General features: G+C 70.0%; 17 protein-coding genes and 4 pseudogenes. 8 read left to right on the top strand and 13 right to left on the bottom strand.

All coding sequences use genetic code 11. The annotated features are described in order from the left end of the window. Positions 1-138: 138 nt before the first annotated feature. A complete protein-coding gene (locus tag ACZ5VD_RS32945; RefSeq protein WP_468684286.1) occupies positions 139-681 on the bottom strand; it encodes a DUF6882 domain-containing protein in 543 nt (180 codons plus the stop codon). Positions 682-825: 144 nt separating this feature from the next. Here ACZ5VD_RS32945 and ACZ5VD_RS32940 point away from each other — a divergent pair. Then, a pseudogene (locus ACZ5VD_RS32940) lies at positions 826-1,728 on the top strand (RNA-guided endonuclease InsQ/TnpB family protein); the annotation flags it as partial. Here ACZ5VD_RS32940 and ACZ5VD_RS32935 read toward each other — a convergent pair. Beyond that, positions 1,711-1,938 (bottom strand): hypothetical protein, encoded by a 228-nt coding sequence (locus ACZ5VD_RS32935; RefSeq protein ID WP_468684283.1) that lies wholly within the window; start codon positions 1,936-1,938, stop codon positions 1,711-1,713. The pseudogene ACZ5VD_RS32940 and the gene ACZ5VD_RS32935 overlap by 18 nt on opposite strands. A 112-nt stretch (positions 1,939-2,050) precedes the next feature. Beyond that, positions 2,051-2,959, bottom strand: coding sequence for a universal stress protein (locus ACZ5VD_RS32930; RefSeq protein WP_468555082.1), 909 nt, complete (start codon positions 2,957-2,959; stop codon positions 2,051-2,053). A 297-nt stretch (positions 2,960-3,256) separates the two neighbouring features. Here ACZ5VD_RS32930 and ACZ5VD_RS32925 point away from each other — a divergent pair, with 297 nt between their 5' ends. From ACZ5VD_RS32925 to ACZ5VD_RS32915, 3 genes are all read left to right on the top strand, one after another. Further along, a complete protein-coding gene (locus tag ACZ5VD_RS32925) occupies positions 3,257-3,721 on the top strand; it encodes a Crp/Fnr family transcriptional regulator (protein ID WP_468555083.1) in 465 nt (154 codons plus the stop codon). Positions 3,722-3,763: 42 nt separating this feature from the next. Further along, a complete protein-coding gene (locus tag ACZ5VD_RS32920) occupies positions 3,764-4,438 on the top strand; it encodes a CBS domain-containing protein (RefSeq protein ID WP_468555084.1) in 675 nt (224 codons plus the stop codon). A gap of 136 nt (positions 4,439-4,574) precedes the next feature. Beyond that, a complete protein-coding gene (locus ACZ5VD_RS32915; protein WP_468555085.1) occupies positions 4,575-5,276 on the top strand; it encodes a response regulator in 702 nt (233 codons plus the stop codon). 54 nt (positions 5,277-5,330) lie between these two features. Here ACZ5VD_RS32915 and ACZ5VD_RS32910 read toward each other — a convergent pair whose 3' ends face one another. The 10 genes and pseudogenes from ACZ5VD_RS32910 to ACZ5VD_RS32865 form a co-directional block, all read right to left on the bottom strand. Continuing rightward, positions 5,331-7,076 carry a sensor histidine kinase gene (locus ACZ5VD_RS32910; RefSeq protein ID WP_468555086.1) on the bottom strand — a complete coding sequence of 582 codons (1,746 nt, stop codon included), beginning with the start codon at positions 7,074-7,076 and terminating at the stop codon, positions 5,331-5,333. 540 nt (positions 7,077-7,616) lie between these two features. Next, positions 7,617-8,126 (bottom strand): flavodoxin domain-containing protein, encoded by a 510-nt coding sequence (locus ACZ5VD_RS32905; RefSeq protein ID WP_468555100.1) that lies wholly within the window; start codon positions 8,124-8,126, stop codon positions 7,617-7,619. 32 nt (positions 8,127-8,158) lie between these two features. Then, a complete protein-coding gene (locus ACZ5VD_RS32900; protein WP_468555087.1) occupies positions 8,159-8,509 on the bottom strand; it encodes a BON domain-containing protein in 351 nt (116 codons plus the stop codon). A 265-nt stretch (positions 8,510-8,774) separates the two neighbouring features. Next, positions 8,775-8,864: pseudogene (locus ACZ5VD_RS32895) on the bottom strand (CBS domain-containing protein); the annotation flags it as partial. A gap of 39 nt (positions 8,865-8,903) precedes the next feature. Then, positions 8,904-11,603 carry a bifunctional acetate--CoA ligase family protein/GNAT family N-acetyltransferase gene (locus ACZ5VD_RS32890; RefSeq protein ID WP_468555088.1) on the bottom strand — a complete coding sequence of 900 codons (2,700 nt, stop codon included), beginning with the start codon at positions 11,601-11,603 and terminating at the stop codon, positions 8,904-8,906. A gap of 254 nt (positions 11,604-11,857) precedes the next feature. Beyond that, a pseudogene (locus tag ACZ5VD_RS32885) lies at positions 11,858-12,069 on the bottom strand (type I glyceraldehyde-3-phosphate dehydrogenase); the annotation flags it as partial. 31 nt (positions 12,070-12,100) lie between these two features. Further along, positions 12,101-14,482, bottom strand: a complete 2,382-nt coding sequence (locus tag ACZ5VD_RS32880; protein ID WP_468684281.1) for a phosphoketolase family protein — start codon at positions 14,480-14,482, stop codon at positions 12,101-12,103. Between the two features lie 154 nt (positions 14,483-14,636). Then, on the bottom strand, positions 14,637-15,536 hold the full coding sequence (locus ACZ5VD_RS32875) for a universal stress protein (protein WP_468684279.1): 900 nt from the start codon (positions 15,534-15,536) through the stop codon (positions 14,637-14,639). Between the two features lie 5 nt (positions 15,537-15,541). Beyond that, positions 15,542-16,564, bottom strand: a complete 1,023-nt coding sequence (locus tag ACZ5VD_RS32870) for a zinc-dependent alcohol dehydrogenase (RefSeq protein WP_468555090.1) — start codon at positions 16,562-16,564, stop codon at positions 15,542-15,544. A 24-nt stretch (positions 16,565-16,588) separates the two neighbouring features. After that, positions 16,589-17,506: a universal stress protein gene (locus ACZ5VD_RS32865; protein ID WP_468684277.1), complete on the bottom strand. Its 918-nt coding sequence runs from the start codon at positions 17,504-17,506 to the stop codon at positions 16,589-16,591. Positions 17,507-18,033: 527 nt separating this feature from the next. Here ACZ5VD_RS32865 and ACZ5VD_RS32860 point away from each other — a divergent pair. The 4 genes and pseudogenes from ACZ5VD_RS32860 to ACZ5VD_RS32845 form a co-directional block, all read left to right on the top strand. Next, positions 18,034-18,768: a GntR family transcriptional regulator gene (locus tag ACZ5VD_RS32860; protein WP_468555092.1), complete on the top strand. Its 735-nt coding sequence runs from the start codon at positions 18,034-18,036 to the stop codon at positions 18,766-18,768. A gap of 114 nt (positions 18,769-18,882) precedes the next feature. After that, a complete protein-coding gene (locus ACZ5VD_RS32855) occupies positions 18,883-20,538 on the top strand; it encodes a purine-cytosine permease family protein (RefSeq protein WP_468684276.1) in 1,656 nt (551 codons plus the stop codon). Positions 20,539-20,868: 330 nt separating this feature from the next. After that, complete coding sequence (locus tag ACZ5VD_RS32850; RefSeq protein ID WP_468684275.1) at positions 20,869-21,396, top strand: DinB family protein; 528 nt, start codon at positions 20,869-20,871, stop codon at positions 21,394-21,396. Between the two features lie 72 nt (positions 21,397-21,468). Next, a pseudogene (locus tag ACZ5VD_RS32845) lies at positions 21,469-22,008 on the top strand (transposase); the annotation flags it as partial.

Raw genomic sequence — 22,008 nt, 5'->3', positions numbered from 1 at the left:
TCACCCATCGGCGGGTATGGCTCGTTGACCTTCCCCTGGCCATCGGTGACCTGTGGTCACGTCACGCCCTGCGTTCTATCGCGACCGGCCTCATCGCGGCAGCGAAATACGCATACTGGTCACGACCGCGCACAGGCCCTAGTCGATGTTGATGTTGAAGTGGGAGACGCTGCCGTCGGCGCTGGTCAGAGTGACAGGACCGAACGTGATGATCACGGCGGAGTTGCCTCCCGGGCCCCGGTAATAGCCGGTCGCCTCGGTGACCCGAACAGCCAAGGCCACGAGGGTCCCTGCGGCCTTCTCGTCGGCCTCGATCTTCGGCTGGGCGAGAGCGGGATGCCCGTTGTCTTCTGCCCAGTCACGGAAGCTGCGGGCGTCACGGCTCATGTCGGGAAGGATGCTCTTGTTGGCCCAGGCCCACAGCCACGAGCCCGAGCCGGGACTGAAACTGCCGAGGATCTGCGCGGGTGCTGTCGCCGTCTTGTCAGGGAAGGTCCAGGTGATGATGCCGGTCGTCTGGTCCAGATCCCAGCGGTCCGCTGCACCCAGCCCCCAGGACATGTGGGCACGACACAACTGCTCGATCATGTCTTCGCCTTGCAGCAGCAGAGTGCTCAAGTCGGCTCGCTCCCCGGCCTGACCAGCGCTCTCTGCCTCATTGGCCCGCTTGAATATCCCCATGCCGCGGAGTCTGTCAGAGGCCACTGACAAGTCGACGGTGAACCCTCACACCTCGCCACCGACAGGGTGGGGAATTGCGTGACCACGGGGCCGGGGAATTGCGGGCTCTGGCGACGATCACGTGACGTGGTCAAGGTGTCAGCAGCCAAGCGGGCGAAGTATCCGCGTTTCAAGAGCCGGAAGAAGTCTGGTGCGTCGGCCGAGTACACCCGTTCCGCCTTCACCTGGCGTAAGGGGGGTCTGACGCTGGCGAAGATGCCGGGATCGCTGGACATTCGCTGGTCGCGTCCACTGCCTGAGGGAACACAGCCGTCCACGGTGACGGTCTCCCGTGATGCGGCGGGGCGCTGGTTCGTGTCCCTGCTGTGCGAGGACCGCATCACCCCGGCGCCCGCCACCACGGCGGCAGTGGGCCTGGATGCCGGAATCACTTCCCTGGTGACCTTGTCCACGGGTGAGAAGATCGTCAACCCGAAGCATGAGCGGCGTGACCGCGAGTGCCTGGCCCGCGCGCAGCGGGAGCTGTCCCGTAAAGCCAAAGGTTCGGCGAACCGGGAGAAGGCCCGGCGTCGTGTCGCCAGGATCCATGCGCGGATCACTGACCGGCGCCGTGATTTCCTGCACCAGCTGTCGACTCGTCTTGTCCGTGAGAACCAAACGGTCGTGATCGAGGACCTCTCCGTCCGCAACCTGCTCAAGAACCACAGCCTGGCCCGCGCCCTCTCTGATGCCTCCTGGAGAGAACTGCGCTCCCTCCTGGAGTACAAGTGCGCCTGGTACGGGCGTGAACTCGTCGTGATCGACCGCTGGTTCCCCAGCAGCAGGCTGTGCGGGGTGTGCGGCAGGGTTGCGGCGCAGCTGGCGCTGGACGTCCGTACCTGGACGTGTGAGTGCGGTGCTGTGCATGACCGTGATGTGAATGCGTCACGCAACATCCTGGCCGTCGGGCTGACGGCGTCTGTCTGTGGAGCCGGCGTAAGACCTCAACGGAGCACTCCGGGCGGGCAGTCGGCGATGAAGCAGAAACCCCTACAGCGCGAGCCGTAGGAACTGCCCCTCCTTCAGGAAGGGGAGCAAGTCAAGCCAGATCACACCGACAGCCCTGCGGACGGACCCGGGCCATTCCCCTGCTCCGCCGGCACGCTCGGGGACCTCGCGGGCGAACAACGCGGTCCGCATTCCGAGGAGCATCACCGTGAAAGCTCTGATCTTCCTTCTGGCTATCACGATCCTCTTGGCTCTGGTGGCACTCGCCACGGCCGTCAAGATCGTCAAGCAGTGCGAACAAGGAGCGCTGTTCAGGTTCGGCCGACCCGTCGGATCACGGGAACCGGGGCTGCGGACCGCCTCTCCCACCCTTCGGGCTTGTTCAGGCGTGCGGGACGACGGCGACGGGGCAGGGCGCGTGATGCAGCGCCGCGTGCGCGACGGGGCCGAGGTGGGTGCCGAAGCGGGATTCGCGGATCTGGCGTCCCACCACGAGGAGGGCCGCGCCGGCCGAGGCGCTGATCAGATTGTCGGCGGCACGTCCTTCGGTGACGCTCTCGGTGACGGCGACCTCGGGCAACTTCTCGCACCAGGGGCGCAGTGCGGCGGCCACGGCGTGCTGGTGCTCCGCGAGCAGTTCCGGGCCCCTTGTCGGGACGAGCGTGTCCGCGGCAGCGAAGTCCGGCTGGCCGCTGAAGGTGTGGATCACGCGCAGCGAGGCGTCCCGGCACCTGGCGGCGTCGAAGGCGAACTCGATCAGCTCGTCGCAGGGGCGGTCGGTGTCGAGGCCGAGTACGACGTCGCGGTAGGGGATCCCGGGTATCTCGTCCGGGGAAATCCCGTCCGGCGCCGAGAAGTGCTCATCGGCGACGTTCCCGCCCACCCTGACCAGCACCACGGGACAGGGTGCCCTGGCGACGACCCGCTGCGAGACCGACCCCATCAAGAACCCCGCGACGGCGCCGAATCCGCGGGAACCGAGGACCAGGAGTTCGGCCTGCTCGGTCTCCTTGAGGAGGGCTGTGACCGGCGAGTCCGCCACCGCCTGGTCGATGACCCGTAGTCCTGGGTGCGCGGCGCGCATGCTGTCCGCCGCCCGTGCCGACAGGTCCTCGGCCGCGGCCCGTTCGGACAGATCCGCGGGCACGGACGGGGCCGGACGCGGATGCCACTCCCAGGCATGCACCAGATGCAACGCGGCGCCCCGGCGCGCCGCTTCCCTGGCCGCCCAGTGCGCGGCGGCCAGGCTTTCGGGGGAACCGTCGATTCCCGCGCTGACGTGTCGAAGCATGGTCCGTACCTCCAGTGTTGCTGCCTGTGGGTTCCTCTTCTTCCATCGAGCCTGGTACCGGGGCGAGCACCGGCGCAGAGGCCGGGCAGGCCCTCCCGAGGGGCCCTTCGGCCCTGATGCTGTCCCTCCGTGCACGGCCCGGCGGCCTTCCCGCCCCTCGCAGCGCGTGAGGGCGTGCCGATCGCCGCTGCCGACGCCATGCGGACCGGTCTGGGGCCGCATGGCCCATGGCGGAGGGCGGGGGACGGGGAAGAGAGTGCAGTGGGCAGGGTCACGCTCCAGGAAAGAGGCAGGACGATGAACGTTTCCGCTACATCCACCATGCTGCGGGCGTTGCCCGTCGAGCACCGTGAGCGGCTGATGTGCCTCGCCCGCGAGGTGTCGTTCCCGCAGGGCGCCCGCCTCTTCGAGGAGGGCGGGCGCGCCGACCGGTTCTGGATCATCCGTACCGGCACGATCGCCCTGGACATGCACGTGCCCGGCCGGCGAGCAGCCGTCATCGAGACACTTGGGCACAACGAACTCGTGGGCTGGTCCTGGCTGTTCGGACCGCACGCCTGGTGTCTGGGCGCCGAGACGCAGAGTCCGGTGCGTGCGTACGAGTTCGACGCCGAGGCGGTACGGGCCATGTGGCGGGCCGATCCCGTGCTGGGCATGGCGGTGACCCAGTGGGTGGGAGACATTGTCGCCCGCCGGCTGCGGTCGGCGAGGACCCGCTTGCTGGACGTCTACGCGCCCTACGGCAGCGGCAGCTCTCTGTGACCCGACCCCGAGGCACCCGCCGGATCCGACCAAGGAGTCACCGTGCACGGCACCCCGCACATCGTGAGCGACGTGATGACACACACCGTCGCCTCCATCGGCCGCAGGACAGACTTCAAGGAAATCGTGCAGCTGATGGAAGAGTGGAAGGTCAGCGCGCTTCCCGTTCTGGAGGGCAGGGGTGAGAGCGAGGGGCGGGTGGTCGGCGTCGTCTCCGAGGCCGACCTGCTGTACAAGGAGGAGTTCCGCGACGCCGACCCCGACGGCGACACACAGCTGCGGCGTTTCTCCGATCTCGCCAAGGCCGGCGCCGTGACCGCCGAGGAGCTCATGACATCGCCGGCCCTGACCGTCCACGCGAACGTGCCCCTCGCACAGGCCGCCCGCACCATGGCGCACGCCAGGGTCAAGCGGCTCCCCGTCGTCGACGACTCGGGCAGGCTGGAAGGCGTGGTCAGCCGCGGTGATCTCCTGAAGGTGTTCCTGCGGGACGACGAGGAGGTCGCCGAGGAGGTCCGCGGGCAAGTCGTGTCCTACCTGTTCCCCGCGTCGTCCTCGTCTGTGCGTGTGCAGGTGAAGGACGGGGTCGTCACACTCGCCGGGCGCGTCAGGGACACCTCTCTGGTACCCGTGGCCGCACGCCTGGTGCGGGCCGTCGAGGGTGTGGTGGACGTGGAGTGCGCGCTCGCGGGCCCGGCTCGCCACCCGGAGCAGTGACCGGGCGCGCCGAACCGGGGGTCGTCGTCGGTTTGGCCCGGTCGGCCCTGGTGCGGGCGGTTCGGAGGGGTGACGATCGTCATGACAGTCGGCATGTGGCCCCTGGCCCCTGGTCCCCAGCGAAGGAGGAGTCGTCATGACCGAGGCGCGTACCTTCACGGAACAGGACCCGATCCGGGTCTTCCTGCTGGACGACCACGAGGTCGTCCGACGCGGTCTCACCGACCTGCTGGACTCCGAGCCGGACATCTCGGTGGTCGGCGACGCGGACAGCGTCGAGCACGCCCTGGTGCGTGGACCGGCGCTGCGCCCGGACGTGGCCGTCCTGGACGTACGTCTGCCGGACGGTGACGGGATCGGTGTCTGCCGTGAGCTGCGCAGCCGGATGCCGGAGCTGGCCTGTCTGATGCTGACGTCCTTCGACGAGGAGGAAGCCCTGCTCGACGCGATCATGGCCGGGGCGGCGGGCTATGTGCTCAAACAGATCCGGGGGTCCGACCTGGTCGCGGCGGTCCGCACGGTCGCTTCCGGGCAGTCGATGCTGGATCCGGCGACGACCGCCCGCCTGATGCGCTCCCTGCGCGCGGACCCCACCGAGCAACCGGCACCCGCACCCGAACTCGCCGGCCTGTCACCCCGCGAACGGGACATCCTCGCGCTGATCGGGGACGGGCTCACCAACCGTGAGATCGGCAAGAAGCTCTATCTGTCCGAGAAGACGGTGAAGAACCACATCTCCCGGCTGCTGGCCAAGCTCGGCGTCCAGCGCCGCGTCCAGGCGGCGGTCCTGGCCAGCCATCTCGAACAGCCCGCCTCACCCGACCGCCCGACGCGCTGAGTCCGCCCTGCCCGGTCTCGTCATCCGGGCCGACGGTGTGGCGGCCTTGCGTGGTCAGCTTTCGTCCGCGGCACCGTCCGTACGCACGGGGACCCGCCACACCAGTCGCGTTCCGCCGCCCTCCGGCCGTTCGCCGAGTGCGAGAGTTCCGCCGAGGGTGACGGCCCGCTCCTTGATGTTCCTCAGCCCGCTGCGTTCGACTCCGCCCGGCACCCCGCAGCCGTCGTCCGTGACCGTGAGTGTGAACTCGCCCCTGGCACACTGAAGCCGGACGTCCACCGTCTGTGCTCCGGAGTGCCGGGCCGCGTTGCTGAGGGCCTCGCCGAGCACCGCGACCGCGTGGTCGGCGATGTCGCCGGGGACATCGGTCTCGACGAGCCCCTCGATGCGCAGCGCGGGCGGGAATCCGAGGGATGTGACCGACGCTCTCACCACCTCGGCCACCCGGCCGCGCAGGCCATCGCTCTCCCGCCCGATCCCGCTGTGGGTGCGCAGTCCGAAGATCGTGGAACGAATGATCTTGATGGTGTCGTCCAGGTCGTCGACGGTCCGGGTCAGGCGCTCCATGCCCTCGGGGTGCTCCATGAAGCGCTGGGTGCTCTGCAGGGTCATGCCGGCGGCGAAGAGCCGCTGGATGGCGAGGTCATGGAGGTCGCGGGCGATGCGGTCGCGGTCCTTGAGCAGCGTGAGCTGTTCCGCGTCCCGGCGCCGTTCGGCCAGCTCCAGGGCGAGCGCCGCCTGGTCGGCGAACCCGAGCAGCGGCCCGGTGTCCATGTCGCCGAACGGTGTGCCCGCCGGTACGCGCCCCAGCAACAACACGCCCCGCGCCTTGCCGCCGGCGCCGAGCGGCACCGCGACCACGGGTCCCAGCCCGGCCCACTGGGCTTCGTCCTCGCCCGTGCGTGCGTCGTGCTCGATGTCGGCGCTGACCACCGGTTCCGCCGCGCCGAGTGCCGCTCCTACGAAACCGTCACGCGCGGACAGCACCAGGGAGCTGCGTTCCTCTCGCCCCAGGCCGACCGCCAGGGCCGGCCGCAGTGTCTCCTCGCCCGGTACGTGCTCCGCGATCAGCCCCATGTCGGCGGAGACGATCTTCCGGGCCTCGTCGACGATCAGTTCCAGGACATCCGCGCTCGGCGCACCGGTCAGGAGCATGCTGGTGACCTTGCCGCTGGCCCGCTGCCAGCGTTCGCGCAGCCTGGTCTCCTCGTACAGCCGTGCGTTCTCGATGGCCACGCCGGCGGCGACCGCCAGCGTCGACAGGACGGACTCGTCCTCCACGTCGAATTCCCGCGCGCTGCGTTTCTCGGTGAGGTAGAGGTTCCCGAAGACCTCCTCGCGCACCCGGATCGGCACGCCGAGGAAGGAGTGCATCGGCGGGTGGTGCGCCGGGAAGCCGTAGGAGGCGGGATGTTCCGACAGCTCCGGCAGCCGCAGTGGCGACGGGTGGCGGATCAGCTCTCCCAGGAGTCCGTGCCCGCTGGGCAGCGACCCGATCTCCGACCGCTCCTCTTCGCCGATTCCGACGGTCAGGAACTCGGACAGCTTCTGGTCACCGCCGATCACACCCAGCGCCCCGTACTCGGCGTCCACCAGCACCACCGCGGCCTCGACGATGCTGCGCAGCACCTGGGGCAGGTCGAGCTCCCGTCCGACGGAGAGGACGGCCTCCAGCAGGCTGTGCAGACGGTCCCGCGTGCCGCGTACGGCGTCGATTCGCACCTGTAGCTCGCCCAGCAGCTCGTCGAGCCGCAGCTTGGGCACATGCTCCCCGGTTGCGCCGTGTCGATCCCCGCTCATGACGTCCTCCGACCGGTACAGCAGACAAGGCGGACCGAACCAGCTGCCCTGTCTTCACCGTACTGGCCGGGAGCCTCCACATGACCGTCGGACGGGCCAAGGCCAGGTCGGCATCCCGGCGGCGCGGACCGCTCCCCCACGCACAACGGCTCCAGAACGGCCCCGCCGCTGCCCACTCCCCCTCCTGCTGCCACACGCCCGTCCGACGGCGTCGGGCCACGGTCCGCACCCCGATCCACGAGCCCACACGCAGACCGCGACCGCCCTGGCTGCCCCTGCCGGACGACCGTGGCGCCGCCCTCGGCTGCACCGGCCGCCACCCTGACCGCGCTGATCCGTGCCCGCCCGCAGTGGCTGCTCCCGCGCACGCTCACGGGGTGTCCCGACGGATCCAGCCTCTCGACGAAGCGGCTGCGGGCCGTCCACCATGCGCACGGCCCGGCCCTCAGGGCGTCGTACTCGGCTGAGCCGAGTACGACAGCGCCCGGGGACGCACGCGCCGACAGGGCGGCTGACGGGGCGGGAAGAGGCCCGCATGGTTCAGCTCCCTTGTGACACGCCCGCCAGGTCACTGCCGATTCCAGTGGCCCACGCCTCGATCTCCGTGAAGTCGCGGAAGTCTCCGCCCTTGCCGGAGGAGACGATCTTCCGGGCGACGAATCCCTTCGCTCCGTCATCGAGGCAGCCTCCGAAGGTGACGTGTTCCCTGGCGTCGAGCCGGACCACGGCCCGCTTCACTCCGGGTACGGGCGGGATGTTCCGCTCCGAGGCCGAGGGGTCCAGCGGTCCGCTGCTGAACATCCACAGCGGTCGCTGGGCCAGTGCGCGGCGGTGGCGGCGGACGAAGCGGCGGGCGTGCTTCTGCCAGCGCCCGGCGTACACCCCGCCTCCGACCACCACGGCCTCGTAGGACGCCAGGCTCGTCACGGACTGTGCGGGCAGTACATCGACCCTCAGCCCGGACTTGCGCAGGACCTCGGCCACGGCCTCGGCGATCTGCGCGGTCGATCCGTTCGTCGTTCCGTAGGCGACCAACACACTGCTGGGCATGGCGGTCCACCTCCTCTCGTAGGTTGTGCAGTTCAGAGCGTGCGCAGCCAGTTGTCGGCGACTCCGTGCAGCACCTGCTCGCTCGGCTGGAGGCGTGAGTCGTCCAGCCCGTGGGTGAGCTTGTCGACGACCGCGACGACGCCGTCGATGCGGTGGGTCACGGCGAGGGCGATCTCCGCCTCGCTCCTGCGCTCCACGTGGCCCGCGAGCGTCACGGCTCCTTCGTCCCCACCGACCTCGACGCTCGAGGACGCCGGCCACAGCGAGTGGACCAGCACCTCGTCGATCACCTCGCGGCGGATCTCGCTCTCGGGCTGCAGGAAGACCTGGAGCAGCTCGCGGCGGGTGCCGATGCCGAGGAACCGGTCCTCCCTGCCCACCACCGGCAGCCGCTCCACACGGTGTTGTGCCGGGGCCCGGGCGGCCTCGGGTCATGGCGTTGTCGGCGTACACCATGACCAGCGGCGCGGACATCAGCTCTCCGGTGGTACGGGCATGTGGCGTCGTGGTCTGCCCACGAGCGCCGCGGGTCGGCGCGGCGAACCGAACGCGGCGCTTGGGCCGGCAGGGGGCGGGGGTCTCGGCCTGCCGGGCCATCAGGTCGGTTTCGGAGATCACCCCGATGGCTTTCTCGTCCTCGTCGACCACCGGCACTCCGCTGATGCGGTGCTCGGCGAGAACTCGTGCCACCTCCTTGAACGCGGAGCCGTACACGGCACGGACGACCTCGGTGCTCATCACGGTGCCGGCCTCGTTGTGTTTCATGCCTGTTCCTCCTCAGCGCAGTCGGCGCAGGTAGGGGTCCTGAGCCGTGCGCGGCAGCAGGCGGACTCGTGCGTCGAGCACCGTGACCGCGTCAGGCGTCGTGAGGACGGGGTTGAAGTCGGCCTCGGCGAGTTGCGGAAGGTCGACCGCCATACGGGACAGGCGCAGCAGCAGTTGTTCCAGACCCTGGAGGTCGACGGGGCCGCTGCCTTGCGCGCCGAACAGCAGCGGTGCGCAGCGCGGCGCGGTGATCAGGTCGTGGACGTCGAGGTCGGTGAGCGGGGCAAGGCGCGCGGTCTGGTCGGCCAGGACCTCGGTGGCGGTGCCGCCGAGTCCGAACAGCACGAGCGGGCCGAAGACCTCGTCCTGGACGACTCCCGCGAACAGTTCGGTGCCGCGTGCGGCCAGCGGCTGGACGACCACGCCGGTCAGCAGGCCGGCGAACCGTGTCTCGAAGTCCCGGAAGGCGGAACGGACTTGGGCCTCTCCTTCGAGATCGAGGTGCACGGCGTGCTGTTCGCTCTTGTGGAGCTGGCCGGGCCAGTGGGCCTTGAGAACCACCCGCCCGCCGGGGCCGCGCAGCTGTTCGGCCGCGATGACGGCGTCGTCCTCCGTCTGCGCCCAGGACCACGGGAGCTGGGGAATTCCGTAGCAGGTGAGGAGCTCGGCGCAGGTGCGCGGGTCGAGCCGGCCGCCGTCCGGGTGGGCGGCGAGGTACGTCGCGGCGACCGCGCGGGCCCGCACAGTGTCGACCCCTGCGAGCTCCGGGATCGAGCCCGCCGGCCGGCTCAGCCAGGCGGCGCGGCGGGCGGCGTGGGCGAGCGCACGTGCTGCCGCACCGGGTTCGGCGTACGAGGGAATCGCGCCGCCCTGCGTGGCCGGCAGCAGTCTGACGGGCAGGTCCTGCTCCAGGCGTACGACGGCGACCGGAAGGGAGCGCCGTGCGGGGCCGCTGGTGAGGGCCCGCACAAGGTCGTCGCCGGTCGCGGCCGCGACGGCCGTGGGGACGAGGGCCAGCAGGACGGCGTCGATACCGCGCTGCCGCATGATGCGGTCCACGCAGTCCCCCAACTGCTCCTCCGTGACGGCTGCCGTGACGTCGACGGGGTTGCCCGCGGTGGCACCGTCGGGCAGTACGGCAGACAGGCTTTCGACCACCGAGGGTGCGAGCGGTGGCAGCGACAGCCCCGCCTCCGCGCAGGCGTCCGCGGCCAGGACCCCCACGCCGCCCGCGTTGGTGACGATGGCCACGCGGCTGCCCGTCGGGAGCGGCTGAGAATACAACAAGGCGGCGGTTTCCAGGAGTTCACCCACCGAGCGGGTGGCGGTGACGCCGGCCTGGGTGAACAGCGCCTGCCGGGTCATCGTCGGCGTGGCGGCGGCTGCGGTGTGCCAGGCGGCGGCGCGGCGGCCGGCTTCGGTGCGGCCCGCGTCGACCGTCAGCACCGGCATGCGGCGGCTCACGCGCCGGGCCGTACGGGAGAACGCGCGCGGGCTGCCGAAGGACTCCAGGTGCAGCAGGGCGAGTTCGGTGCGGCCGTCACTCTCCCACCACTGGAGCATGTCGTTGCCGCTGACGTCGTACTTGTCGCCGAGCGAGGCGAAGGACGACACGCCGACACCCAGGCGTGACAGGCCCTTGAGCAGGGCGATGCCGACGCCGCCGGACTGGACGGCGACGCCTGCGGTGCCGGGGCGCGGGTGATCCGCCGCGAAGGTCGCGTCGAGGGAGAGCATCGGGTCGGTGTTGGAGATGCCGAGGGAGTTGGGTCCGACGAGCCGCATCCCGTACGTACGGCACGCGGTCATGAGGGCTTGCGCCTGCCGGCTGTCGAGGCCTGCCGAGACGACGAGCAGTGCCCGTACTCCGGCTTTGCCGCACTCCACCGCGATGTCGGGGATCCCGGCCGCGGGCACCGCGAGGACCGCGAGATCCGGGACCTTGGGCAGTGCGCTGACCGAGGGGTGGGACGGCACGCCGAGGATCGACGTGGCACGGGGGTTCACCGCGAAGAGCCGCCGGGTGAAGCCGCCCTCGTGCAGATGATGCAGGAGAGCCCGCCCCACCGACCCCGGCCTGCGCCCGGCGCCCACCACAGCGACCGATTTCGGCCGCAGCAGCGGCTCCAGACTGGCCACGTCGGCGACCCGGCCGCGGGCCTCCACGGCGGAGAGATAGCCGTCGTTCTCGTTTCCGTTCAGTTCGATGGCGCAGCGCACCTCCGGACCCTCGAAACGGCGTGCGATGCGCAGACCCAGGTCGGCGAAGAGCCGCAGCACTTCGTGGTTCTCCGCGAGTGCGTCCGCCGTGAACGTGGTGATGCCGTCCGCGCGGGCGGCGGAGACCAGGTGCTCGACAAGGAGTGTGCCAAGTCCCCGGTGGTGCAGTCCGTCGGCCACCGCGATGGAGATCTCGGCCGTGGCCGCGTCGTCGCCGACCTCGTACTCCGCCAGGCCGATCACCTGGTCCTTCGACTCGGCCATCAGGGCCCGGTATCCGGGGCGCGGCGGCCTACAGGCCCGGTCGGCGGCCATCGCTGCGGAACGCCGGCTCGCCGCGAAGAACCGCAGCCGCAGATTCTCCGCGGACATCTCCTCGTAGAGCCTGTGCAGTTGCTCGTGATCGCCTGGCCGCACGGGACGTATGCACACGGTGGTGCCGTCTGAGAGCAGGGCATGGACTGTGGGTCGGCTGCGCGTGGCATGCGTCATCGTGGATCTCCTCCATAACCTTCTGGCACGGCGAGCATCCAGCGGATCGGGCAGTGACCGCATGGGCTGTCCGGGGGTGTGTGGGGGGCCGGTCGGCCCTGAAGAGCGGCCCCCACGCACAACGGGCCCAGACCGGCACCCGGCGGACATCGAGGGTGCGGGCCCGGGCCGGGCCACGGTGAACGCCGATGTACCGGCCGGCGGCCTCAGCCGTCACCCACCGGCGCCGTGAGGTCCGTGAGGTCCGTGAGGTCCGTGAGGTCCGTGAGCGAACCGTCCTCGCCGGGCACGCGCACCGCGATGCCGTCCAGCGCACCCGCCGGTTCCGGCAGCACCAGGGCGACGGCGCGGGCGGCTCCCGTACCGGTCGCCATGATGCTCAGCGCCGCGGAGCGGGCCCGGCGCAGGTCCTTGTGCGGGCCGTCCAGTGGGACCGGTCGTCGGTGTAGCCGTGGATGGTGGTCACGGCGTTGAACTCCTTCGCGGGACAGGTGGGTTCAGGTGGTCCAGGTCCAGTCGGTGACCTCGGGCAGGTCGGTGCCGTGTTCGCGGATCCAGGCGTGGTGGCGGGTACGGGCGTCGGCCATCGACTGGCGTACATGGGCGGCGCGGACGTCGAGGCCGGGGACGCGGTCGATGACGTCCATGACGAGGCGGTAGCGGTCCATGTCGTTGCGGACGACCATGTCGAACGGGGTGGTCGTGGTGCCCATCTCCTTGTAGCCGCGGACGTGCAGGTTGGCGTGGCCCGTGCGGCGGTAGGAGAGGCGGTGGATCAGCCAGGGGTAGCCGTGGTGGGCGAAGATCACGGGCTTGTCGGTGGTGAACATGCCGTCGTACTCGAAGTCGCCCATTCCGTGCGGGTGTTCCTCGCGCGGCAGCAGCCGGGCCAGGTCGACGACGTTGACGACGCGGACGGCGAGTTCCGGCAGATGGCGCCGCAACAGATCGGACGCGGCCAGGATCTCCAACGTCGGTACGTCTCCCGCGCAGGCCAGCACCACATCAGGCTCGCCGCCGTTCTCGCTGCCCGCCCAGTCCCAGATCCCGGCACCGCGGGCGCAGTGCGCGCGGGCCTCGTCCATGGACAGCCAGTCGAAGCAGGGCTGCTTGCCCGCCACGATCACGTTGACGTAGTCACGGCTGCGCAGGGCGTGGTCCGCCACGGACAGCAGGGTGTTGGCGTCCGGCGGCAGATAGACCCGTACGACCTCGGGGCTCTTGCTGAGGACATGGTCGATGAACCCGGGGTCCTGGTGGGAGAAGCCGTTGTGGTCCTGACGCCAGACATGCGACGTCAGAAGGTAGTTGAGGGAGGCGATCGGAGCCCGCCAGACCAACTCCCTGGAGGTCTTGAGCCACTTGATGTGCTGGTTGACCATCGAGTCGACGATGTGCACGAACGCCTCGTAGCAGGAGAACAGTCCGTGCCGGCCGGTCAGCAGATAGCCCTCCAGCCAGCCCTGGCAGAGGTGTTCGGAGAGGATCTCCATGACGCGGCCGTGCCGGTCCAGGTGTTCGTCCACCTGAAGGGTCTGGGCCTGCCAGGCCTTGCCGCTGGCGTTGAGGACGGCGCCGAGCCGGTTGGACTCCGTTTCGTCCGGGCCCACCAGACGGAAGTCGCGCCGTCCCGACGTGTCCCGCATGACCTGTTCGAGGAGGTCGCCGAGGACCCGGGTGGGCTCGTGCAGGGTGGCGCCCGGTTTGTCGACGGGGACGGCGAAGCGGTCCAGGGACGGCATGGGCAGGTCACGCACGAGCAGGCCACCGTTGGCGTGCGGGTTGGCGCCCAGTCGGCGGGTTCCGTCGGGGATGCAGGCGAGGACGTCGGCGGCGGGCCGTCCGTCGTCGCCGAACAGCTCCTCGGGACGGTACGAGCGCAGCCAGGTCTCCAACTGCCGGAGGTGGTCCGGGTTTTCACGTACGCCGGACAGCGGGACCTGGTGGGCACGCCAGGTGCCCTCGACCGGGACGCCGTCGACCTCAGCCGGGCCGGTCCAGCCCTTGGGGGTGCGCAGCACGATCATGGGCCAGTGCGCGCGCTCGGTCACACCGTCCTCGCGGGCCGTCCTCTGCATCACAGCGATGCGGTCCAGTGCCTGGTCGAAGGCGTCGGCCATGGCGCGGTGGACCTGGTGCGGGTCGTCGCTGGTGACGTGGATCGGTTCGTGCCCGTAGCCGCGCAGCAGTTCGTCGAGTTCCGACTCCGGGAGCCTGGACAGCACGGTCGGATTGGCGATCTTGTAGCCGTTGAGGTGCAGGATCGGCAGGACGGCGCCGTCGTGGACCGGGTCGAGGAACTTGTTGGAGTGCCAGGACGCGGCGAGCGGCCCGGTCTCCGCCTCGCCGTCGCCGATGACGCAGGCGACCAGCAGATCAGGGTTGTCGAAGGCGGCCCCGTACGCGTGCGCGAGCGAGTAGCCCAGCTCGCCGCCCTCGTGGATCGAGCCCGGCGTCTCCGGCGCGACATGGCTGGGCACGCCGCCGGGGAACGAGAACTGCCGGAAGAGCCGGTCCATACCCGCCGCGTCCCGCGAGACGTCCGGGTAGGTCTGGCTGTAGCTGCCCTCCAGCCAGGAGTTCGCGAGCACCGCCGGCCCGCCGTGACCCGGCCCCCACACACACAGCGCGTCCAGACCGCGACCCTTGATCACCCGGTTGAGGTGCGTGTACACGAGGTTGAGGCCCGGGGAAGTGCCCCAGTGGCCGAGCAGCCGCGGCTTGATGTGGGCAGCGGTGAGGGGTTCGGCCAGGAGCGGGTTGGCCATGAGGTAGATCTGGCCGACGGCCAGGTAGTTGGCGGCCCGCCAGTGGGCGTCCAGAGTGCGCAGTTCCTCGTCGGCCAGCACGGTGCTGTTCCGGTGTTCGACCTTGGGCATGGTGACTCCGTAAGTCATCGAGGCGAGTCGGACGTCAGGGAGGGGCGCGCCCAGCGGGCGCCCGCTCGTCGTGGTGTTCGAAGGGCGCCACGTTCCAACGCGTCCAGGAACACGTGAACCCGCGCGTCGCGCACACGGTCGCGCTCTGAGCCGGTCATATCCGTTGGGGTACGACAGCCACCGGGCAGGCGGCGTGGTGCAGGACCGCGTGGGTGACCCGGCCGAGCTGGAGTCCGAAGTGGCCGTGGCGCGGCCGGGCACCGACGACGAGCAGGTCGGCGTCGGCCGAGGCGTCGAGCAGCACGTTGCGTGCGGGGCCTTCGGCGGTACGCCGGTGCAGTTCCACACCCTGCGGGGCATCCCGCAGTGCCGTGTCCAGGATCTGCCCGGCCCGCTCCTCGTGCAGCCGGGCGGGTTCGCCGGCCATCAGAGGGTGGTCGGTGCTCTCGTACCCGGGGCACCGCCAGGCGCGTACGGCCTCCAGGCGCACCCGGCGCTGCGCCGCCTCCTGGAAGGCGAAGCGCACAGCCGCCGAGTTCTCCGGCTCCTCGCCGACCCCCAGCACGACGGGCCCGCGCATCGCGGAGTCTGCCTGGCTGCCGCGCAGCACGATCACCGGGCAGTCGGCGCGGGCGGCGACCGCGAGGCTGACCGAGCCGAGCAGCAGCTCGGCGATGCCGCCGCGGCCGCGCGAGCCCAGGACCAGTGCAAGAGCGATACGACTCTCGCGCAGCAGCGCGGGCACCGGCTCTTCGGGCAGAACCTCGGTGGAGATCTTCACGTCCGCCTCGCGACGGTGCGCACGCTTCGCGGCGGCCTCGACGATGGTGTCGGCCAGCACCTGCTCCGAGGACCTGCCAAGACCCGTGGCGAGCGCGGCACCCTCGACGGGGGTCCCCCCGCTCGAGCGCAGCCGAGAGTGGGGGAGCTCCCACAGCCAGGCGTACACCAGCCGCAGCGGCACCCCGCGCAGGGCGGCCTCGTCGGCCGCCCAGTCCACCGCGCGCAGACTCGACTCGGAACCGTCGACACCCACGACCAGGGGGAGTTCCATCGCCGTCACCTTCCCGCAACCATGTCGAAGACGATCCGCGCCTTGATCTCGCCGCGCAGCACGTCGTCGATGGACTCATTGACGACGGCGAGCGGCCGTGCCTCGTAGATGACCCTGGTACGGGCTGCCGCGTGGAGTTGGAAGACCTCGGCCAGGTCCTGCCGGGTACCCACGATGGAGCCGATCACCGAGGTGCCGTTCAGCACGGTGCCGAAGATCGGGACCTGGATCGTGCCGTGCGCCGGCAGGGCCACCATCACGAGCTTCCCGCCGCGCCGCAGCCCGGCGTACGCCGCCGAGAACGCCGCCTCGTTCACCGCGAGCGCGATGGCGGCATGCGCACCGCCGTGCCGTCGCAGTACCTCTCCCGGGTCCTGCTTGCGGGCGTCGATGACGAGGTCGGCACCGAGTTCCGCGGCGAGTTCGAGTTTCTCGTCGGTGACGTCGATCGCGGCGACGGTCGCCCCGGCGATCTTCGCGTACTGCACCGCCAGGTGGCCCAGTCCTCCGACACCGGAGATGGCCACGAGCTGGGTCGGCTTGACGTCGGCGACCTTGAGAGCCTTGTACGTGGTGACGCCGGCGCAGCTCAGCGGGGCGGCCTCCAGGGCGCTGATCCCGTCGGGCACCGGTTGGGCGAAGTCGGCCCAGGCGAGCATCTTCTCGGCGTACCCGCCGTCGCACCCGTATCCGGTGTTGATCTGCTGCTCGCACAGCGTCTCCCAGCCGGACAGGCAGTACTCGCACCGCCCGCACGTCCTGCCCAGCCAGGGAACGGCAACGCGCTGCCCCGGCGCGAGGTGCGTGACCCCGTCACCGAGGGCCTCGACGAGGCCGACGCCCTCGTGGCCGGGGACGAACGGCGGGCTCGGCCTGACCGGCCAGTCGCCGCGGGCGGCGTGGATGTCGGTGTGGCACAGCCCGCAGGCCTCGACCCGGATACGGACCTGTCCGGGGCCGGGCTCGGGATCAGGGCGCTCCTCGATGACCAGGGGCTCGCCGAAGGCTCGTACGACTGCTGCCTTCATCGTTTCTCTCCTCCTCGGGGCAGGTCAGCCGTGCGGTACGACGGCGACGGGGGCGGTGGCATGGTGCAGCACGGCGTGCGTGACGGGGCCGATGCGGGCGCCGAGGGGGCCTCGGCGGATACGGCGGCCGACGACGACCAGGGATGCCTCACGGGAGGCGTCGACCAGGTGGTTGGCGGCCGTTCCGTACCGGGACTCCGCGACGACCTCGACGGAGGGGAACTTATGCCGCCACGGGCCCAGGATGTCGCTCAGGGTGGTGGCTTCCTGCCGGGAGAGCTCGCTGTGGAGTTCCAGGTCGCAGGAGAGGCCGTACGCGTAGTAAGGCGGCGGGTTCCAGCCGTGGACGACCCGCAGGGAGGTGGCGCGGCGGTCGGCCGCTTCGAAGGCGAACTCGACGAGCGAGGGATCCGGGTCGTCGGTGGCCAGGCCCACGACCACGGGCCGGTACGGGCTCGCGGCGGACGGGATGCCCGCCGGGTCCATCAGGTGCTCGTCCGCGGCCTGTGCCCCGGCACGGACCAGGACCACGGGCCGCTCGGCGTGTGCCACCACGGCAAGGCCGACCGAACCCACCAGGAACCCGCCGACCCCGCTCAGACCGCGCGAACCCAGGACGAGCAGGGCGGCGTCATCGGCCCTGCGTGAGAGGACCTCGCCCGGCCGGCCGGAGACCTGCTCCGTGGTGATCTCGACGCCGGGGTGCCGCAGCCTCAGCCCCTCTGCAAACTCAGTGCAGATCCTCCCCCGGCCTTCGGCCAAGGGTGCACCCGTCCGGCTACGTTCGCTCCCGTGCTGCAGGGGCTCTGCGCCGGGAACCGGCTCCCTGACGTTGACGAGCTTCAGCGGCAGGCCGCGCAGCCTGGCCTCCCTGGCCGCCCATTCGGCGGCGGCGTAGCTCTCGGGTGAGCCGTCGAGACCCGCAGTGACGGTGCGGGGCATGATCTCCACCTCCTGAATCGGGATCGCACGATCCGATTCCAGACTGGTGCCGATCGGGTCCGTGGTGCAGGGGCCGCAGGTCCCGGGCAGGGGCCGATCGGCCCCTGCCCGGGACCTGCGGCGATCAACGCAGCCAGCCGTTGGGGTGAGGACGAGCGGCAGCTCGGCCCAGAACCCGCCGACGCCCCAGGACGGCGTGAATGAGCTGGCGGTCGGCGAACGGGTCCACGAACGTGCTCAGCGAGCCGTCGGAGAAGGACAGGTCACAGCAGGGGCGGGCCCGTTCCCCAGGAAGGAGGTACAGGATGCGCCGTCCGATCGTCAGCCCGACCAGTTGGGGACGTGAGGGCGGGGAACCGAGCGCCCTTCTCTTGCGACTGATCTCCAGTTGCATCATCAACACGTCGAGGCTGTCCGGTGCTCAAGCCGGCGGCGAGGATCCACTCACCCCCGGTGAGATCCAGGAAACGAGCCGTTCACAACGCGAAGGTCCTCTGAGAAACAAGCCGTTTCTAGCGTGTTCCCTCATGGATTCGACGCTGTATACGCAGCCGGACGCAGCCGCCGTACAGGAGTCGCCACCCGCGCTGACCCTGCGCGAGGCGGTCTACGCCCAGCTGCGCGAGTCCGTGCTCGACGGCGCGTTCGGCCCGCGCGAACGACTGGCCGAAATGCGGCTGGCCGCTCGGTTCGGGGTGTCGCGCACCCCGGTCCGCGAGGCGCTGGCCCGACTGGCCTCCGACGGTCTGATCGAGCGGGGCGACGGCGGCTTCTTCGTCACGATCCCCAACCTGACCCAGCTGAGGGACTTCTACGAGCTGCGGATCACCCTGGAACTGCGCGGCATCGCCCGCGCGATCGAGGACTCCTCCATACGCCACGATCCGCCGGTCCTGGCCGCCGAGTTGGACCGCTGGACCGCGATGCGTGAACGGCCGCCGGCACCGGACCCTCGTTTCGTCGTCCAGGACGAGAAGTTCCACGCCGAGCTCTCCCGCGCGTCCGGCAACCCGGCCCTCACCGACGCTCTCGTGACGGTCAGCGAGCGCATCCGCAGCGTGCGGATGTACGACTTCCTCACCCAGGACCGGGTCGAGACGACCATCACCGAGCACATCGAGATCATGGAACTGGTCCGCGACGGCCGCCTCGACGAGGCCTACCGCGCCCTGCACGCCCATGTCGGCGACTCGATGGCCGTGGTCCTCGAACGCGCCGAGCGCGCCATGACGCAGATGGCCCTGCACGCCGACCGCCTCTGAGATCACGGGGGATCCCCATCCCCCGGCCCTCGACTCCCCGGCTGCCGACGACGCCGACCGGGGGTGCTCCACCGCTCACCACACCCGCTCTCAGCACCCCCGGAAGGACTGACCATGAGCACCACCGAGTCACGTCTGACACCCGCAGAAGCGAACTCCCCGACAAGCCAGGCGACCAAGGAAACCCTGGAGGACTACACGCTGCGCTTCGCGCCCCGCAGTTACCGCCGCTGGACCCCGATGGTCGTGGCGACGACCGCGCTCGGCGGCATCGCCTACATGGCCGACTTCTCCATCGGTGCCGGCATCGGCCTGGCCCACGGCACCGGCAACGCACTCGTGGCGATCGCCGTCGCCGCCGTCGTCATCTTCATCACCGGTTTCCCGCTCGCCTACTACGGCGCCCGCTACAACATCGACCTCGACCTGATCACCCGCGGATCCGGCTTCGGCTACTACGGATCGGTCCTCACCAGCGTCATCTTCGCCAGCTTCACCTTCATCTTCTTCGCCCTCGAAGGCTCGATCATGGCCCAGGGCCTCAAGCTCGGCCTCGGGCTCCCGCTCTGGCTGGGTTACGCGGTCTCCACGCTGATGGTGATCCCGTTGGTGATCTACGGCATGAAGGCGCTCAGCAAGCTCCAGGTGTGGACCACCCCGGTCTGGCTCGTGCTGATGGTCGCCCCGCTGGTCTACCTGATATCGACGGACCCGGGCACGGTCGACCGCTTCCTCTCCTACGCGGGCACCGACGGCGAGGGCGGCATCAACACCGCCTCCGTACTCCTGGGCGCGGGCGTGTGCCTCTCCCTCATCGCGCAGATCGGCGAGCAGATCGACTACCTGCGCTTCATGCCGCCCAAGACGGAGGCGAACAAGCGCACTTGGTGGACCGCGGTCATCATGGCCGGCCCCGGATGGGTGGTGCTCGGCGCGCTCAAGCAGGCCATCGGCGTCTTCCTCGCCGTATACATCCTGGCCAAGGTCGGACCGGAGGCCGCGCCCGAGCCGATCCAGCAGTTCCGCAGCGCCTTCGACGCGATGATGCCGTCCTGGCTCGTCCTCCCGCTGGCCGTCGCCCTCGTCGTGATCAGCCAGATCAAGATCAACGTGACCAACGCGTACTCCGGCTCACTCGCGTGGACCAACTCCTTCACCCGCGTCACCAAGCACTACCCCGGCCGCATGGTCTTCGTCCTGGTCAACCTGGGCTTCGCACTCGTCCTGATGGAAGCCGACATGTTCAGCTTCCTCAACAACATCCTCGGCTTCTACTCGAACTGCGCGATCGCCTGGATCGTCACCGTCGCCACCGACATCGGCGTCAACAAGTACCTGCTGAAGCTCTCCCCGCTCCAGCCGGAGTTCCGCCGCGGCATGCTCTACGCCGTCAACCCCGTGGGTGTCGTCGCCTTCATCGCCGCCTCCGGCCTCTCCATCGCCATGTACTTCCACGCCCTCGGCGACACCCTCCAGCCCTACTCCCCCGTCGCCGCGGCCCTCATCGCCTTCCTCCTCACCCCGCTGATGGCCGTCGTCACCAAGGGCAAGTACTACCTGCGCCGCACCGACGACGGCATCGACGAGCCCCTCCTCGACACGGAGGGCAACCCCAGCGCGACCACCTATGACTGCCACGTCTGCCACCAGCCCTACGAGCGGCCGGACTTGGCCGCCTGCCGGACCCACGACGCGCATGTCTGCTCGCTGTGCCTGAGCACAGACAAGGTCGGCGACCACGTGCTGCCCGCGCAGCCGTCGGCGGTCTGACCCCTACCGGCCCGGCGGCGAGGAGACCTTGGCGTCCGCTCGCCGCCCGTCCCGTCCCTGGCAAAGCTGCTCTGGCATTCGACACCATGGCTGTCCCCGACCGGCCCTCCGTTGCCGTCTTCATCGGCTCCGCGACGGGGCCTTCTCCGCCCAGTACGGTTTCGTGATCCACGGCTGCAGGATGCGGCAGGTCGCCACGGCGACGTGTCCCTGGAGCAGCCGACGCCGTCGGATGCTGCTCGCGGCCACGATTGCGCCGACCTGGCGTTGATTGTGCGTCCCGGGTATCGGAAAACTCTTTGCACGACCGCAAGAGTTGAGGAACCCTGGGTGCTCGTGACCGAAAGTGTGAGTGAAACGGCTCCGGACAGTGAGGTCAGGGCGCTCCTTCGGGTCTTGGACGGGCAGCGCCGCCACGTTCTCGGCATCCTTGACGGGCTCGACGCGGAGGCTCTGCGACGGCCGGTGCTGCCATCTGGATGGCATTGCCTGGGGCTGGTCCAGCACCTCGCGCTGGACGTTGAGCGCTTCTGGTTCCGTGCGGTTGTCGCAGGGGACAAGGAGATCATCCGCAGCCTGACGAGCGGCGCCGAAGCTTGGAACGTGGCGCCGGAAGCGCGGGCCGTCGACGTGCTCGACGGATACCGGCAGGAGGCAGAGTTCTCCGACGCCGTCATCGCCAACACTCCTGCCGACGGCGTCCTGGCGTGGTGGCCTCACGACCTGTTCGGGGAACCACATCTGCACACCCTGCGCGACGTCCTGTTGCACGTCATCACCGAGACGGCATGCCACGCCGGCCACCTCGATGCGGCACGAGAACTCATCGACGGTCGGCGCTGGTTGGTCCTGACCTAGGGCCTGTGTGAGGTCGTGATCATTCTCGGGTTCTGGTCCCGTGCGGGGACGGGACCTGGTAGGACGCTGGGTGTGACACGTACGCAACTCACCGACGAGCAGTGGGAGTTCATCGAGCCGTACCTGCCGATAGGCGAGTACGGTCCGTACCCCGAGCGGCTGCGGGAGCAGTTCGAGGGGGTGATCTGGCGGTTTCGGTCCAGCGCCCAGTGGCGCGAGATGCCCTCCGAGTTCGGACCGTGGCCGACGGTCTACGGGCGCTTTCGCGTCTGGCGGGACGCCGGAGTCTTCTCCGCTCTCCTGGAAGGCATGATCGCGGAGGCTGCTCGCCGGGGACAGACGGACTTATCCCTGGTCAGCGTGGACTCCACTACGGCCCGCGCCCACCACGACGCAGCCGGGATGCACCTCGGCAAGGACGTCATGGATGCCCTTGAGGAAGCCGCCGCCGAACAGGAGCGGACCCGGCAAAAAGGGGCGACCCGCCGGGACAGAACGGGCAGGACGGCGGGGACGGCCCCGAGCAGGAAGAGCGACGGCGCATCAGGCGGCGGCGCAAGTTCCGGCTGAACCAGGCCCTGCTCGGCAGATCCCGTGGCGGACTGACGAGCA

It is taken from the genome of Streptomyces sp. NPDC032822 (assembly GCF_055578825.1).
This window is presented reverse-complemented; position numbering and strand designations above follow the sequence as displayed.